This is a genomic window from Microcoleus sp. FACHB-831 (assembly GCF_014695585.1).
GTDB lineage: Bacteria > Cyanobacteriota > Cyanobacteriia > Cyanobacteriales > FACHB-T130 > FACHB-831.
Map to the genome: position 1 here is coordinate 1 of NZ_JACJON010000037.1, position 14,889 is coordinate 14,889.

Below are 14,889 nucleotides of genomic sequence, written 5' to 3' on the forward strand. Positions count from 1 at the left end.
CGTTCATCGCGGCTGGAATCTCTTTTGTGAAGGAAAATGTCTCTTTTTATACAAAAATAGCCTTTTTATCTCCGTAATTTCCGATTGTGACAGTTGTGGGTGCGGAATGTGGGTTATATCGAAAAAGAGCTGCACAGCGCTATTGGCAACGGTTTGAATAAAGCTCTGGGAGGGCTGGAAACAGTAAACCACATTAAAGCATTTCATCTTGGTTTAAATGTGAGAAATAGGCGATTTTACCCTAGTGACTATTAGCTTTTTAACAACGCCAAGTTTAAAGACAAATATCATCACAGATGTTTCTATCGCTTTCACTAACATTAGGATTCGTTTTGAGATAATCACGAATCCAAAGGCAACCCTTTTTGAGTAAGTTATTCAGTTTCTCATCTAAATCTAAAATTAAATCATCAGGATCAATATTCCACAATCTCACTGTTTTGTCAGAGCTAGCAGAAGCAATCCTTGAACCATCAGGGCTAAAACTTACTTCATTGACCCGATCAGTATGTCCTTCTAGAGTTTGCAACAGCTTCCCCTCAACACTCCACAATCTCACAGTTTTATCAGCATCAGCAGAAGCAATCCTTTGACCATCAGGGCTAAAACTTACTTCATTGATCTGGTCAGTATGTCCTTCTAGAGTTTGCAAGAGTTCTCCATTAACGCTCCATAATCTCACAGTTCTATCAGCACCAGCAGAAGCAATCCTTTGACCATCAGGACTAAAACTTACTCCCCAAACCTGGTCAGTATGTCCTTCTAGGGTTCGTAATAGCTTCCCCTCAACGCTCCATAATCTCACTGTTTTATCAAAGCTAGCAGAAGCAATCCTCTGACCATCAGGACTAAAACTTACTCTCCAGACCCGATCAGTATGTCCTTCTAGGATCTGCAACAGCTTCCCCTCAACACTCCACAATCTCACAGTTTTATCAGCACCAGCAGAAGCAATCCTTTGACCATCAGGGCTAAAACTTAGTCCCAAGACATAATCACTATGTCCTTCTAGAGTTTGCAAGAGTTCTCCATCAACGCTCCATAATCTCACCGTTTTGTCAGAACTAGCAGAGGCAATCCTTTGACCATCAGGGCTACAACTTACTCCCCACACCCGATCAGTATGTCCTTCTAGAGTTTGCAACAGCTTCCCCTCAACACTCCACAATCTCACCGTTTTGTCAGAACTAGCAGAGGCAATCCTTTGACCATCAGGGCTACAACTTACTCCCCACACCCGATCACTATGTCCTTCTAGGATCTGCAACTGCTTCCCCTCAAAACTCCACAATCTCACCGTTTTGTCAGCACCAGCAGAGGCAATCCTTTGACCATCAGGGCTACAACTTACTCCATAGACCCGATCCGTATGTCCTTCTAGAGTTTGCAAGAGTTCTCCATCAACACTCCACAATCTCACAGTTCTATCAGCACCAGCAGAAGCAATCCTCTGACCATCAGGGCTACAACTTACTCCATAGACCCGATCGGTATGTCCTTCTAGAGTTTGCAACAGCTTCCCCTCAACACTCCACAATCTCACCGTTTTGTCAGAACTAGCAGAGGCAATCCTTTGACCATCAGGGCTAAAACTTATTCCCAAGACATGACGACTATGTCCTTCTAGAGTTTGCAAGAGTTCTCCATCAATGCTCCATAATCTCACTGTTTTGTCAGCACTAGCAGAAACAATCCTTTGACCATCAGGGCTAAAACTTATTCCCCAGACGTGATCAGTATGTCCTTCTAGGATTTGCAACTGCTTTCCCTCAACACTCCACAATCTTACTGTTCTGTCAAAACTAGCAGAAGCAATCCTTTGACCATCAGGGCTAAAACTTACTCCATAGACCCGATCACTATGTCCTTCTAGAGTTTGCAATAGCTTCCCCTCAAGGCTCCATAGTCTCACTGTTTTATCAGCACTAGCAGAAGCAATCCTTTGACCATCAGGGCTAAAACTTACTCTCAAGACCGCATCGATATGTCCTTCAAAAATACTTAGAAGTTTGCCATCTGAGTTCCAAAGTTTGACAGTCCGATCGTCACTTACTGAAGCAATCATTGAACCATCTGGACTAAAAGCAACACCATTTACTTCTCTAGTGTACCCGAGCTGATTCTGTTCACTAATTTCATAGTTTCCTTGCTGTAGTCTTTCAATAACATTTCTTTTTAAATCCTCTGAAGGCTCCTGAATATTACGCAATTTGATGCCTGCTTTAACAGCAAACACTAAAGAACTTAATTGTTGTTTTAACTGTAATTCCTTTTGAGATAAATTCAATAACTCTTTAATTCGTTCGATATCTTGCTGTTCCTGAGACTGACGACTGGCTAGAATAAATTCTCTTTCTTTGGGATCTTGAATACATTCACTTTTTTGTTTTAACCAGTCTTGAGCTTCTACCAATAACGCTCCTCGTAGCAAAGCACCATTATCTTTAACGCTATTTTCCCATCTATCTTTTTCAGCGCGTAACCGATCTTGCCATTTCCGAAATTCCCGATCTTCTTCCATCCACTCGCGCAGACGCTCCCATCCTCTAATTAAAGCTTCATGGACTACTTCAACAGTCGGTTGTTTTTTGTCTTCATCGCGTCCTGTAACCACTAAACGAGCTTCTGCATTAGCTAACGTAGTAACTAACTCCCAATTTTCTGCCCCAATTTCTTCACGGGTAGCTATGCGACGAGTATCATCGGTATTTTCGCCAAAACGCACTAATTGGGTAAAGATATGCTTAACTCTATTTTGCTCATCTTCCTTTAATTCCTGATAAATTTCTTCAGCATGATTAGCTAAGGCTTTCTCAACTCCGCCGATTTCATCATAAGCAGCGATTGTTAATTGACTATTACTTTGGTTTTGCCACAATTTTTCTAAGCAAAACTCTAGTAACGGTAACTCACCAGGGTTATTTTTAACTGCATCTAAGATTTTTGTTGTCAATCCATCCTGAATTTTAAGATTGACTTTTCGCGCGGGTTCTTCAATGGCTGCTTGTAATTCCTCTTGCTTCATTGCGAGGATAGTTTCTGGTTTCCATTTTTGCAATACTTCTCCTAAACGTTGATCCGCTATTGCGTGTCCATAAAAGTCTGCTCTGAGAGTAATTGCCAAAACAATATTAGGGGTCTTTGTTTCACGTTCTGTATTAATAACTTCTAGTAATTGAGATATAAAAATATTTCGTTCATTTTTTTCGCTGCAAAGAGTATAGACTTCTTCAAATTGATCTACGAAAATCAGAAACCGATGCTTAGATTGATTTTCTTGCAAACTGACATCTAAAACATCTTTTAGAGTTAATTCACCTGTTTTAAAATTGTTGGCGTATTTTTTAGCTTGAGTAATACATGCCAGTTTATCCATCTCTGGCTCTAACAATGATAACAGCTCATTAGCTAGTTGAAAGAAGGGATTATTTGTAGGTCTGAAAGTAATAAATTTCCATCCTCCCAGTTCCTCTAATTTAGGAATGAGTCCGGCAAAAACCACTGAAGACTTACCGCTGCCAGAGTTACCAATCACAGCTAGGAAAGGTCGTTGTTGTACGGTATCCACTAAGGTTTTAGTAAATTTATCTCGCCCGCAGAAAAAGGCTGCATCTTCTTTTGTGAAAGGTGATAAGCCTTTATAGGGGCATATTTCAGGAATTACAGGCTTTTTAGTCAGTATAGAGGTATTAGACTGACCCTCTTGAGTCTTATCTGACTCTGTAGGGGTAACAGATAGTGCATCTGTCTCTATACCAGCGATCGCTTCCCAAGACACGTCTAGCACTTGGCAAATCTTACGAAAGCTTTCTGAACTAATTTCTTTACCCGCAAAAAATGCTTGAACCGTTGTGCGAGATAGCTCTGCTGTGTCTGCTAACTCCGTCTTGCTTGAGAAGCGGCGCAAAGCTGTGTTGGCTTTTTGAAGACCATCTGAAGATGCCTTAAGCTTTACTCGTGCCATTTTGCAGTTGATTATAAGTGATTTTATTTAGCTGAACACAAGTTGAACAGTCAGCATACAAAAATTCTACACTAACAAACCTTTGCCTAGTCAGCGGTTCAGAAATTTAAGCTGACAATTTAAGAGTCCACCAAGAAATAACTCTAATGACCTCTGACACATCTCCGAATGCTTTGCCGCAAGACAGCAGCGCCGTTGACTTGGAAAATACCAAAGTGATGGCGCTTCTTGCCGAAATTGAAGACCTAAAAGCTTGCTTTCAGCAGATCTTATTGAAAGAGAAAAACGACTACGACTCTCTCAATAAGTCTTATGGCGGTACTGACTGATTAATAGGAGACCTTAACATTATGCGCTCTAAATGTCCCTTTCTCACGACTCATCCTCATCTTAATCCGCCCCCTTGTCAATGGATAGAGATCGACACAGAAAACTCGCCCAAAGAAAAACTTTTCTGCTGCAAATGCTGTTCTCAAATTAACAAAGTTGACCTAGAAGAAGTTTTGGAGGAAGAAGTACAAGGCTCAAGGGTAATTACGATTTTAGGAATCTTCTTCATTGTGCTGGGGATTATCCTTACAACCCAACCTCAACAAGTCCACTCTCCCAACCCCGAAGAAACTTATTCCCAACAGCACAAATAAGACGTATTGAGAAACCGGGCTTTTCTTTGTAAAACTATCAAATACACTAACGAATTTAAAGGAACCCGGTTTCTTTCTTATCCCACAACAAAATTCTTGGTTTTGCACAAAAAATGATCTTAGGAGAAAGAACCATGTTAAAAACTGCTTCAAATTCCTCAGCTATCATGCTTGTAAAATTAACAACTTTTCGCATATCCACGATCACTTTCGCCTATCTTTTGGCTTGTGTTATCATCTATTCCTTAATCTATCCAATTTGCAATTTCCTCTATTGTCTTGATGACACATCCTTCTCGCTTCTCTCTCAGTCCTGGTTTCCGCGTACCAAGTTTCTTGGTTTAATTCGCTGGGCTTACAATTGGGAGGTCAAAGGATTATCCTTTATTTACAGGAAAATGACCAATGAAGGCAAAACTACCGAAGAAATTGCTGTTGTACTTTATAACCTACGCATAGAAAAACGAGAAAAATATCAGCTTGTCACTCCTACCAAAGAACGTCAGGAAATTTATAACCGAAATTTAGCTCTGTATAAAGATCGTATTGCGCCCACCCTCGACTATTTACGAACAGTTAAAGCCTATACCTGGGAAGAAATTGCGGCCAAAGCAATGACACCGGATAAAGAGACAAACAAAAGATTTGGTGTAAAATAACCCGTAGGGGACACGCCTCTTTCGTGTCCTCTTCTCGTAAATCCCCTGATAACCGTTATTTATCTCCATTTGCAGAGGAGAAACAATGAAGATTAGGCAAATTCCCCATTACACCAAACCCGATGAATCAATAATTATTATCGATGAAGCCGAAACAGATTCATTTTTGTCTGATTTAGAAGCCGATTTAATCGCTGATTTTAATGCGACTAAAACCCAAGAGATCGTAGGATTCGATCAAATTTATATCGACCTACAGATTGAGGGGAGCATAGTCACTTTAGCTTATGATAGTATGGCAGGGCTTTCTCTGGAATGTACTGATAAGATTCTCAGAGAAAAGATTATTACATATTTGAAAAATCTATTACATATTTAGAAATTTTTCTGGTGTTGATAACTCTTTATTGAAACGCAAACTTGTAGAAATTAGGGCTGGCATTGCCAGCCCTACTAATTTAAAACTCTACAGTCAAAGGCGCACGCGGGAATGGAATCACATCGCGAATATTCCCCATCCCTGTCATAAATTGCACTAGCCTTTCAAACCCCAAACCAAAACCAGCGTGCGGTACAGTTCCATATCGGCGTAAATCCAAATACCACCAATAATCTTCTGAATTTAACCCTTGAGCTTTAATTCTGCGCTCTAGTACATCAAGACGTTCTTCGCGCTGCGATCCCCCAATAATTTCCCCAATTTTGGGAGCTAAGATATCCATAGCGCGAACTGTCTTCTCATCATCGTTCAAACGCATATAAAAAGCTTTAATCTCTGTGGGGTAATCAGTGAGAATGACGGGCTTTTTGAATACTTCTTCAGCTAGATAGCGCTCGTGTTCTGACTGCAAATCTAAGCCCCATTTGACAGGATATTGAAATTGCTTGTCTGCTTTTTCCAAAAGCGCGATCGCATCTGTATATGTCAAGCGCTCAAACTGATTATTGATAATATTATCAGCCGTAGCCAAGACTGACTTATCAATCCGCTCATTGAAAAATGCCATATCTTCCGGGCAAGTTTCCATCACGTACTTGAAAACGTGCTTGAGGAAAGCTTCTGCTAAATCCATATCACCTTGCAAGTCGCAGAAAGCCATCTCTGGCTCTACCATCCAAAACTCTGCTAAGTGACGCGAAGTGTTAGAATTCTCTGCACGGAAAGTAGGGCCAAATGTGTAGACATTGCTAAAAGCCATCGCCATAACTTCGGCTTCCAACTGTCCGCTTACTGTTAAATAAGCTGGCTTGCCAAAAAAGTCTTTACTATAATCTACTTCTTTAGCTTCTGTCAGGGGAACATCCTTTAAATTGAAGCTGGTGACGGCGAACATTTCCCCTGCACCTTCGCAGTCGCTAGCGGAGATAATGGGGGTGTGAATCCATAAGAAACCGCGTTCTTGAAAGAATTGGTGGATAGCGCGGGCACAAGCATTCCGTACTCGAAATACTGCGCCAAACGAGTTGGTGCGCGATCGCAAATGCCCGATCTCGCGCAAAAATTCAAACGAGTGTCCTTTCTTTTGCAGCGGATATGTCTTTGGATCTGCGTCCCCGTATACTGTCACATTTGACGCTTGTAACTCAATCCGCTGCCCTTTTCCAGGAGAAGCCACTAAAATACCAGCAACTTCGAGAGAAGCACCAGTATTTAACTGCTTGATTACCTCAGCATAGTTTGGCATATCTGCATTCAATACCACTTGGAGGTTAGCCAAAGATGAGCCATCGTTTACTTCCAAAAAGGCAAATCCCTTGGATTCCCGTCTCGTGCGTACCCAGCCTTTGATCGCTATCTGCTCATCAGGCTGCCCACTCCGCAAGATTTCTGCAATGCGTCGGTTTACCATGTTGTTATCCGAGAACTAAACTACTTATTCCAAAACAAATACTGACAAACGCCGAATTATCTGCGTTCTGGTTAAACTGCTGCCATAGCCGTTCGTTCTACCGTACTAGCCAGCGCAGGACTTTAATATCCAGCCTACAACAATGCCAATTCCTCCAAAGCGGACGGCTAGCCAAAAAGGTTCTTTCAAGCTCTCGATACTAAACAGACGGCTTTCCAGGTTGAGTTCTATAGTTTCTAGCTCTTTGTTGATTCGCGTCAACTCGGCTTTAAGTTGCTGGGATCGCGTTCTGCGTAAGTCTATCTGTATTTCGTCTAAACGCTGTTTGAGTTCAAATTGACGCTGCCGATCCTGCTGCACTTGGGCATAACGTTCTTTGAGGGCAATCAGTGCTTCTTCGACTTCTGCGATCGCTTGCTCAAATTCTGCTTCATCCTGTGGCGGTGGCGGAGACGGTTCGATTGGAGGGGTCATGCAGTAGATTAAAGATAATAAATGCGCGTTTGCCTACAGTATGCCCGAACCAACTCAGCTTTCTAAAACAGAGAATTTCTCGGATTTGACTACCCTGGAATTAGCTCAAGCTTTAGCACAACGCCTGGCGATTGCGCCCAATGATTGGCATCGCCTAAAGTCTAATCGCAAATCTCGTGCTGGCGAACAAGCCGCCGCTGCACTTGTATTTCTCCTGAAAGATCAACCAGAAGAAGCGATCGCCCGATTCAACATGGCAACTGGATGGCTAGACAAATCTATTTCTGCGCCTCCGTGCCCAACTCACGGACACCGAAGTAATTAATGCAATAGGGGATGCCGCCTTTTACCGCTCCCCACCTGTTTGCAAAGTCTTAATTCTGTCCCTTGAGAATTCCACTGTACTTGATCGAAGATTTGGTGGAGGATACACATACCTCTGCCACTTTCCGCCTCTTCGTGTGGTAGATATTCTGTCGGATCGAGATTGCTGTCGCGCTTTGGACAAAAGCCCTCACCTTCGTCTGAAATTATCCACCAATAATGCCCCTCTACTTGCGAGAAGCGCACAACCACAGTCTTACAAGGATCGAGTTTATTGCCGTGTTTCGCTGCATTAACTAAGGCTTCTTGCAGCCCTAGTCTTAGTTCCGCTTGCCATTTATCTGGAATCTTTGCAAGCAGCAAATCCAGGATGGGACATAGGTACAGGGTAGAAGCGAAGCGAATAGTGCCTAAATCCCTTGCAACTGGACGCTGTGAGATAGCAATCACGCAAAAAACCTCTAGCTTTAATTCAGTAGACTTTATAACTCTCCCAGGCTAAGCCGCCTTGGGTTTCTTGGTATCATCATCTCTACCCCATACTTTGGGGATCGTGTCTAGATGATGTCCAGGCAACCTTTGCGCCTACTTAACTTAACAAGAGTTAATTCCCGCTGGTTCCACGATACTCTCACTTTATGTTGGGAGGACAGCGACTGCCTTTTCCGTTGGACTGCTTCACCAGAAGACGGTATGGCATCTTTGAAGGCTTTCCGACGGTTAGCGACAAACGGGCGCTAGCTTTTAACTTCTATTGGGTGTAATTTTACCCAAAGTTAATAAAGTCTTTCACTATTACTATTGTAACAAAATTACCTTAAAACACCAACTTGGCAGAGTCCGGAGTCCGGACGCTGCCAAATTGGTGCGGATCTCAGCGCACTAAGAAGGCTGCACATTCAACGTGAGATGTTTGGGGAAAGAAATCCGCAGGTTGTACGTGTGTTAATTGGTAGCCGCCAGTTTCGCACAGAATTTTAAGATCCCGCGCTAGTGTGGCTGGCTTGCAGCTAATGTAGACAATACGACTGGGTTGAATTTCCACGAGGCTTTCGATGAAGGCGCGATCGCATCCTTGTCTCGGCGGATCTATCATCACAACATCAGGCTTGATGTCAAGATTTGGCAGCAAAGTCTCGACCGCTCCTACCTGAAATGTCACGTTGGTAATCCCATTGATCTCCGCATTTATCCGCGCCTGTTCTACTGCTTCTGGCTGCACCTCCAAGCCAATTACTTCGCGCACCCTTTGCGCCAAAGGCAGCGTAAAAGTCCCAATACCGCAGTAGGCATCAACTAACAACTCATTTCCTTGCAGATTCAGTTGGTCGAATATCGCTTGCAATAGCGCCTCGGCTGCCTCTGTGTATATTTGAAAAAAAGTATCTGAGCGCAACTGCAATTCCAACCCACCAAACTGCTCCCGTAAGTAAGGCTGACCAGCAATACAACGAGTTTCGTTACCAAAAATTGCATTCGTGCGGTCAGGGTTGCAATTGAGCGACACCCCCACCAATTGGGGATAACGAGTCAACCACTCCTGGGACTGTTCCTCGATCCCCGCTAAATTCCAATCTTTTACCACCAAAGTCAGCAAAATTTCGCCAGTATGTCGCCCAATACGCAGCGACAGGTGACGCACCTTACCCCGGTGCAGCTTTTCGTCATAAATACCCCAACCCCGCTTTTGGATGTCTTGCTTAACTTCTGCTAGTAGGGGATTCAAACGCTGGTCTTGCACTGGGCATTGATTCAGGTTTATTAAGTGGTGGCTGCCTTTTTGGTAGTAGCCAGCTTGTACGTTACCTGTTGATGACCTTTTTAAGGGATAAGTAACTTTATTGCGATAACCCAAAGAATCGCCAGCTGATAGAACTGGTGCAACTGGCGGCTGAGGTATGCCGCCAATGCGTTCGAGTGCTTGTATAAGTTGATTGCGCTTGGCTTCTAGCTGGTATTCGTAGGTGATGTGCTGCCACTGACAGCCGCCACACTTATCAGCAACGATACAGGACGGACGAATGCGGTTTTGGGAGGCTTCCAGAATTTCTTGCAACTTGCCATTGGCGTATTGAGGCTTTACCCGTACCAACCGGACAAGAGCGCGATCGCCCGGAACTGTGTCCGGGACAAAAACCACTCTACCGCCAAAGCGACCTACTCCGTCGCCAGTGTCAGTTAGGTCGGTAATTTCCACCTCCACCAGTTGACCTTGTTGCCACTCGTTTTCAGCGGTGGGCAGCGTGAGAGCTGACATAGATCCCCCTTTATTTGTGAGCATCAAAGTCGTTAAACTACAGAACAGATGATATCTCCAATATCGCAAATCCATGACTGTAATTAGCCAAGTTATTCTCAAAGCCGACGACGAACTGAGGTATCCCACCTCTGGGGAACTCAAGAGCATTAAAGACTTTTTGCAAACCGGGATACAGCGGGCGCGGATTGCCGCCACGCTGGCTGAAAATGAGAAAAAGATTGTCCAGGAAGCCAGCAAGCAGCTTTGGCAGAAGCGCCCTGACTTTATTTCGCCGGGAGGCAATGCCTACGGTGAGCGGCAAAGAGCGCTGTGCCTGCGCGATTATGGCTGGTACTTGCGTCTGATTACTTATGGCGTACTGGCTGGTGACAAGGAGCCGATTGAAAAAATTGGTTTGATTGGCGTGCGGGAAATGTATAACTCCCTCGGCGTCCCCGTGCCTGGTATGGCTGAATCAATACGTTGCATGAAAAAGGCTTCTCTTGATTTACTCAGCGAGGAAGATGCACTGGCAGCAGCTCCCTACTTTGATTACATTATTCAGGCTATGTCCTGATTGTTGATTTAGCTTAATCCGAATATATTGTTGAGTGCTGAGTCAGAAGCCTGGTTTTTTTACCCAGCCTTTTGACTCAGCACTCAAAATTTTAATTAATAGTAAGCAGCGATACGATGGGCGATCGCACTTGCCAAATGCCGACACTTAAAAAAGTATAGCTAAAACAAAAAACCGACAGTCTCTGTACAGAATCTGTCGGCTGGTCGTGTGTTCCCTATTGATGACTCGGCTAGAGTTCAGTCAATTCCTAGTATGCCCGGTTTGACTGAGGGAAATTGCGATCTCAATCATCTTCCTTTTGTGATATTCATCACCACAAGCGCAGAGTAAAAGTGCGTATACTTGCCCAAAACTGGCAAGTGCAAGCTGCGCTACGTTCGTACCCTAGTCTACAAGAGGCTGCTTTGTTTCTAAGCGATCGCCCAAAGTAAAGTAATTGCGGCATAGGCTGTTGAGCCGGATTTTCCTCACCACGCGACTGATTTTGTTATTGTTTCCGATAGTGATACGTGCTTTACTTTACAGAGCGATCCCATAGTTTACCCCCACTGCATAAATAAAGATATCCGCCGTCTGCTATTAGTGGGCTGTAAACTCGTTATAGGTAATTTTTACGTGCCATGCGATCGTGAAGAAAATGCTGATGCCATCTCTGGCACTGCTTCTGCTTACATATGGTGTTTTTGGCTGGTTGTTTGCCTCTTGCGACTGGCGGGTTTGGTTATTAGAGGCAAGTTTAGTGTTGCTAATTGCTTTGGCTTTGACAGCCCCTTTGACTAGCCTTCAAACCTGTTTGACTAATTTGCTGCAATCAGATGTTAGAGCTTTTAGTTCAGTGATCTTAGGGGCTTTTGGCACAGTTGTCATGCTGTGCTGGATTGAGCTTTTTGTCCGCGTTTTAGTTTTGGCATCAGCGGGTGCCTTAGTCAGGCTAGACCTTCAGGCAGCGGGTTACACTGACATCAAAGCCTTTTGGATTCTCGCTATGGTTTCACTGGCTGGGTTAAGTGTTGGCTTGAGCGTGCATCTAGGTATTTCAGCCAACTGCTGGCGCTAGGTTGCTTCGTAGCCTGACGTTTTTGAGTTAAGCGTATAGCTTATACTTCCGGGCGATCGCTCCGCTATTACCATTCTGCGTAGCAATCTAGTTCACCTGAAGACTTGAAGAATGGACACTGTAGATACCGTCACAAAGAGGCAGCGCGTAGCGATAAAAATTGCTGAAACTAAGAAAAGCGTTTAACTGTCCTCATGCTCTACAGCGTTTGTTCTGTGGGGCTGTTTTATTTTTTAGGCCTTTTGTGAAGAAAGTTGTAGCAGCTAGTATTAGTTGGCACATCGATATAAGGCGCGATCGCACCCTTTTAGCTTTTATTAGGCAGTACAACCTTCCAGTTTCCCTCTGGGGTCTTGCTAACTTTGCCACCCAGCGCCTCTATCCGGCTGATAGCAGTCTTGAGCGTCCGCCGATCGTCCGTGTTAGCCGCGTTCGTTAAAACACTTGCCCAAATACCTTCTTGAATTGGCTTGATACTATTAGGGTTGCTGATAAGAAATTTCGCTGTTTTGCGAGAAGCTGCTGCTATATTCTTACCTTCTTCGTCAGAATAAACGCTCGCCCACTCTGCTGCTTTATCAAACGATTGACTTGATGCTTGAGCATCTCCAAAGAACAACAACTCATCAATTGCTTTATAGCGCCAAACATAATAAGATCTGAGGGGAGCTTTAGGAGACATTGCCTGTAAGCCTTTTCCCATAAGCTCTACAGACTTGTCTGGCCTAGCTGCATATAGGGAAATGCTGGTAGAAAGACCAGTATATGCCTCTAAGAAAAGTGGATCGCGCTCCACAAGGATGTCAAAGTATGCTGGGCTGAGCTCGTAGCCAGTAACTTGACGTGCTGGCTCATCGCCAAAATACTGCAAAAACCCCAAAAATATCCAATTTGCCAGCAAATTATCAAAACCAAGGGCAGGAGCTTTGTTGAGTAGATTAAGACGTAATCTTTCGGACTCAACTTCTTGGTGGAAAGCTTCTGGCGAAGCAGTTGCGGCTGCAAATTTAAGTTGATTCAGTTGAGGTATCTGTAGCGCCCGCACGGCAATAACACACGCCAAGGCTACGATGGACGCCACTAGGGATTGACTTAGCTTAGGTCGGAACATTGACATACCCTATGGAGTTCAAGAAAGTTTTTGGAAAGCGATCGCTATCGGCTGTTAATTGGGTAGTTTAAATATAGCGCCCTCTAGACCCGCCTTGGCAATCAACCAGAGCGTGTATGACAGGACGTAAAAACAATAAGCGTTATTGTGTTGGATATGTCCGAGACTACATCTCAGAAACCGCTCCACCGAATTTTTATTATCGTATCAATCGTCGCGTTTGTAGGCTCTACAGCCTTGGGATTCGTTGGAATGTTCAACACTCCCCAGAACGAACCGAAACAAAATGCTAAGACAGCACAGGCGGAGGCGCAAGACAAGCAACTGCAAGCACAAGCACGCGGCTATGAACTCGTTTTGCACAGAGAACCAGAGAACCAGGTAGCATTACAGGGTCTAGTGCAGGCGCGGCTGGCAATGAATGACTTGAAAGGTGCTGTTGAACCTTTGGAGAAGCTAGTTAAGCTAAATCCCGACCGGGAAAGTTACAAGGCGCTGCTAACTGAGGTAAAACAGCGGGCGGGTAATACGGGTAAGACTAACAAAGCGGGCGATCGCTAATCAAGTAGATAACTTCGCAGGATTTTGGAACACTCATACAAGTTTATGGCTAATTGGCAGCGCAAAGCTCATCAATATCTGCTTGAAGGGAACTACACTGAGGCAGCAAAGATCTACGAACAAGCAATCGAAGCAGAACCCAGCGTCAAGTCCCACTACTGGCATCTGGGGTTAATGTTTCTGCTACAAGGGCAAGAGACAGAAGCTCAGACTACTTGGCTCGTTGCGATGGCAGAGGGCGGATCAGAACAATTGGATTTATGGACAGCAGAGCTAATGCAGGTTTTACAAACAGAAGCTATTCGGCGAGCGGATTTAGCAGATTATCTGACCGCTTGGACAATCAGACAGCACATGAAGCAGATTGCCCCAACAGATATTAATAACCTGCTACATATTATTCAAGTTTCTATCAAGCTTGAAACTTTCCAAATTGAAGATATAAATGCTTTAGGAATTATTGATCTCTTGTTGCATACTGAAGAATCTGCTCTCGATTCTCATTTATTATTGCAATGTATAAAAAATATTTTAGCTTACGAGCAACCTCTTAAAAATATAGATGAGGATTCTAAGCACTCCTATTTGGATGAAGAAAGCGTAGTTGATAAATTGTTAAAAGAAATTTATATAGAAAATAAATATTGTGTAGACATAGGTGCCAGCGATGGTATAACTATGTCAAACACTTATTTCCTTTACCGTAGAGGATGGTCTGGGTTGGCTGTAGAATGTGATAGTATAAAATTTACTAAATTAGCATACGCTCATCGTGATTCTGTCAATGTTGACTTGGCTAAGTGCCTTGTTACACCGGATAATATAGTTAATATATTAAATTCACATCAAGTTCCTAAAAAAATTGGTTTCTTAAGTCTTGATATTGATGGATATGATTATTTTGTATTAGACAAAGTTTTAAGCTCATTCCGTCCATCTATTGTATGTGTTGAAATAAATGAAAGCATACCTCCCCCTTTAAAATTTACTGTGAAATGGGATAAAAACTATTTTTGGGAAGAAAATCATTTTTTTGGGCAAAGCATTTCTCAGCTTAATATCCTTTGTGAAAGGTATGAATATGCACTTGTAGAGTTACATTATAATAATGCTTTTTTGATACCTAAAGAAATCACTAATAAACCTTCGCTAACGCCAGAGCAAGCATATAAAAAAGGATATCTTGATCGGGACGATAGAAAACAAAAATTTCCTTGGAATGCTGATATGGAAGATATTCACAGCTTATCTCCTCAAGAAGCATTAGAATATCTAAATAATTTTTTCAGTCAATATGAAGGTAAATTTATTTGCACTATTTAATAGGTTTAGCATATAGGCTCTTTTGGTAGCATAAAGGTAATATAAATAAATATAGGCTTTATGGATTTACCTATATAATTTATATTTTAGTGTCTATAGCTCA

General features: G+C 43.1%; 16 protein-coding genes. 10 read left to right on the forward strand and 6 right to left on the reverse strand.

All coding sequences use genetic code 11. The features are described 5' to 3' along the window. Positions 1–274: 274 nt before the first annotated feature. Positions 275–3,964 carry a WD40 repeat domain-containing protein gene (locus tag H6F77_RS09040; protein WP_190487523.1) on the reverse strand — a complete coding sequence of 1,230 codons (3,690 nt, stop codon included), beginning with the start codon at positions 3,962–3,964 and terminating at the stop codon, positions 275–277. Positions 3,965–4,110: 146 nt separating this feature from the next. On the opposite strand from H6F77_RS09040, the gene H6F77_RS09045 reads away from it, so the two are divergent. The 4 genes from H6F77_RS09045 (at position 4,111) to H6F77_RS09060 (ending at position 5,646) form a co-directional block, all read left to right on the forward strand. Continuing rightward, positions 4,111–4,293, forward strand: a complete 183-nt coding sequence (locus tag H6F77_RS09045) for a hypothetical protein (RefSeq protein WP_190487525.1) — start codon at positions 4,111–4,113, stop codon at positions 4,291–4,293. Between the two features lie 21 nt (positions 4,294–4,314). Continuing rightward, positions 4,315–4,608 (forward strand): hypothetical protein, encoded by a 294-nt coding sequence (locus H6F77_RS09050; RefSeq protein WP_190487526.1) that lies wholly within the window; start codon positions 4,315–4,317, stop codon positions 4,606–4,608. A 134-nt stretch (positions 4,609–4,742) separates the two neighbouring features. Then, positions 4,743–5,267: a hypothetical protein gene (locus H6F77_RS09055; RefSeq protein ID WP_190487528.1), complete on the forward strand. Its 525-nt coding sequence runs from the start codon at positions 4,743–4,745 to the stop codon at positions 5,265–5,267. Between the two features lie 85 nt (positions 5,268–5,352). Further along, positions 5,353–5,646 carry a hypothetical protein gene (locus H6F77_RS09060; protein WP_190487530.1) on the forward strand — a complete coding sequence of 98 codons (294 nt, stop codon included), beginning with the start codon at positions 5,353–5,355 and terminating at the stop codon, positions 5,644–5,646. A 79-nt stretch (positions 5,647–5,725) separates the two neighbouring features. On the opposite strand, the gene asnS is transcribed toward H6F77_RS09060, so the two are convergent. Next, positions 5,726–7,117: an asparagine--tRNA ligase gene (gene asnS, locus H6F77_RS09065; RefSeq protein WP_190487532.1), complete on the reverse strand. Its 1,392-nt coding sequence runs from the start codon at positions 7,115–7,117 to the stop codon at positions 5,726–5,728. A 105-nt stretch (positions 7,118–7,222) separates the two neighbouring features. Beyond that, positions 7,223–7,591, reverse strand: coding sequence for a sll0565 family protein (locus H6F77_RS09070; protein ID WP_190487534.1), 369 nt, complete (start codon positions 7,589–7,591; stop codon positions 7,223–7,225). Positions 7,592–7,631: 40 nt separating this feature from the next. Here H6F77_RS09070 and H6F77_RS09075 point away from each other — a divergent pair, with 40 nt between their 5' ends. After that, entirely contained in the window at positions 7,632–7,916 is a 285-nt protein-coding gene (locus H6F77_RS09075; RefSeq protein ID WP_190487536.1) for a DUF6439 family protein, read from the forward strand. Here H6F77_RS09075 and H6F77_RS09080 read toward each other — a convergent pair. After that, positions 7,913–8,365 (reverse strand): ATP-binding protein, encoded by a 453-nt coding sequence (locus H6F77_RS09080; protein WP_190487538.1) that lies wholly within the window; start codon positions 8,363–8,365, stop codon positions 7,913–7,915. The two genes, H6F77_RS09075 and H6F77_RS09080, sit on opposite strands and share 4 nt — an antisense overlap. 111 nt (positions 8,366–8,476) lie before the next feature. On the opposite strand from H6F77_RS09080, the gene H6F77_RS09085 reads away from it, so the two are divergent. After that, the gene (locus H6F77_RS09085) at positions 8,477–8,656 is read left to right on the forward strand and encodes a hypothetical protein (RefSeq protein ID WP_190487540.1); all 180 of its coding nucleotides are present in this window, start codon (positions 8,477–8,479) and stop codon (positions 8,654–8,656) included. 133 nt (positions 8,657–8,789) lie between these two features. On the opposite strand, the gene rlmD is transcribed toward H6F77_RS09085, so the two are convergent. Beyond that, positions 8,790–10,172 (reverse strand): 23S rRNA (uracil(1939)-C(5))-methyltransferase RlmD, encoded by a 1,383-nt coding sequence (gene rlmD, locus H6F77_RS09090; RefSeq protein ID WP_190487543.1) that lies wholly within the window; start codon positions 10,170–10,172, stop codon positions 8,790–8,792. 73 nt (positions 10,173–10,245) lie between these two features. Here rlmD and H6F77_RS09095 point away from each other — a divergent pair, with 73 nt between their 5' ends. Next, positions 10,246–10,731 carry an allophycocyanin subunit alpha-B gene (locus H6F77_RS09095; protein ID WP_190487545.1) on the forward strand — a complete coding sequence of 162 codons (486 nt, stop codon included), beginning with the start codon at positions 10,246–10,248 and terminating at the stop codon, positions 10,729–10,731. Positions 10,732–11,377: 646 nt separating this feature from the next. Next, positions 11,378–11,791, forward strand: coding sequence for a hypothetical protein (locus tag H6F77_RS09100; protein ID WP_242022016.1), 414 nt, complete (start codon positions 11,378–11,380; stop codon positions 11,789–11,791). A 307-nt stretch (positions 11,792–12,098) separates the two neighbouring features. On the opposite strand, the gene H6F77_RS09105 is transcribed toward H6F77_RS09100, so the two are convergent. Beyond that, complete coding sequence (locus tag H6F77_RS09105) at positions 12,099–12,902, reverse strand: hypothetical protein (protein WP_190487549.1); 804 nt, start codon at positions 12,900–12,902, stop codon at positions 12,099–12,101. Positions 12,903–13,058: 156 nt separating this feature from the next. Between H6F77_RS09105 and H6F77_RS09110 the strand changes: the two genes are divergently transcribed. Both H6F77_RS09110 and H6F77_RS09115 read left to right on the forward strand, forming a co-directional pair. Continuing rightward, a complete protein-coding gene (locus tag H6F77_RS09110; protein WP_190487551.1) occupies positions 13,059–13,463 on the forward strand; it encodes a tetratricopeptide repeat protein in 405 nt (134 codons plus the stop codon). A gap of 45 nt (positions 13,464–13,508) precedes the next feature. Then, positions 13,509–14,786: a class I SAM-dependent methyltransferase gene (locus H6F77_RS09115; RefSeq protein WP_190487553.1), complete on the forward strand. Its 1,278-nt coding sequence runs from the start codon at positions 13,509–13,511 to the stop codon at positions 14,784–14,786. Positions 14,787–14,889 lie beyond the last annotated feature (103 nt).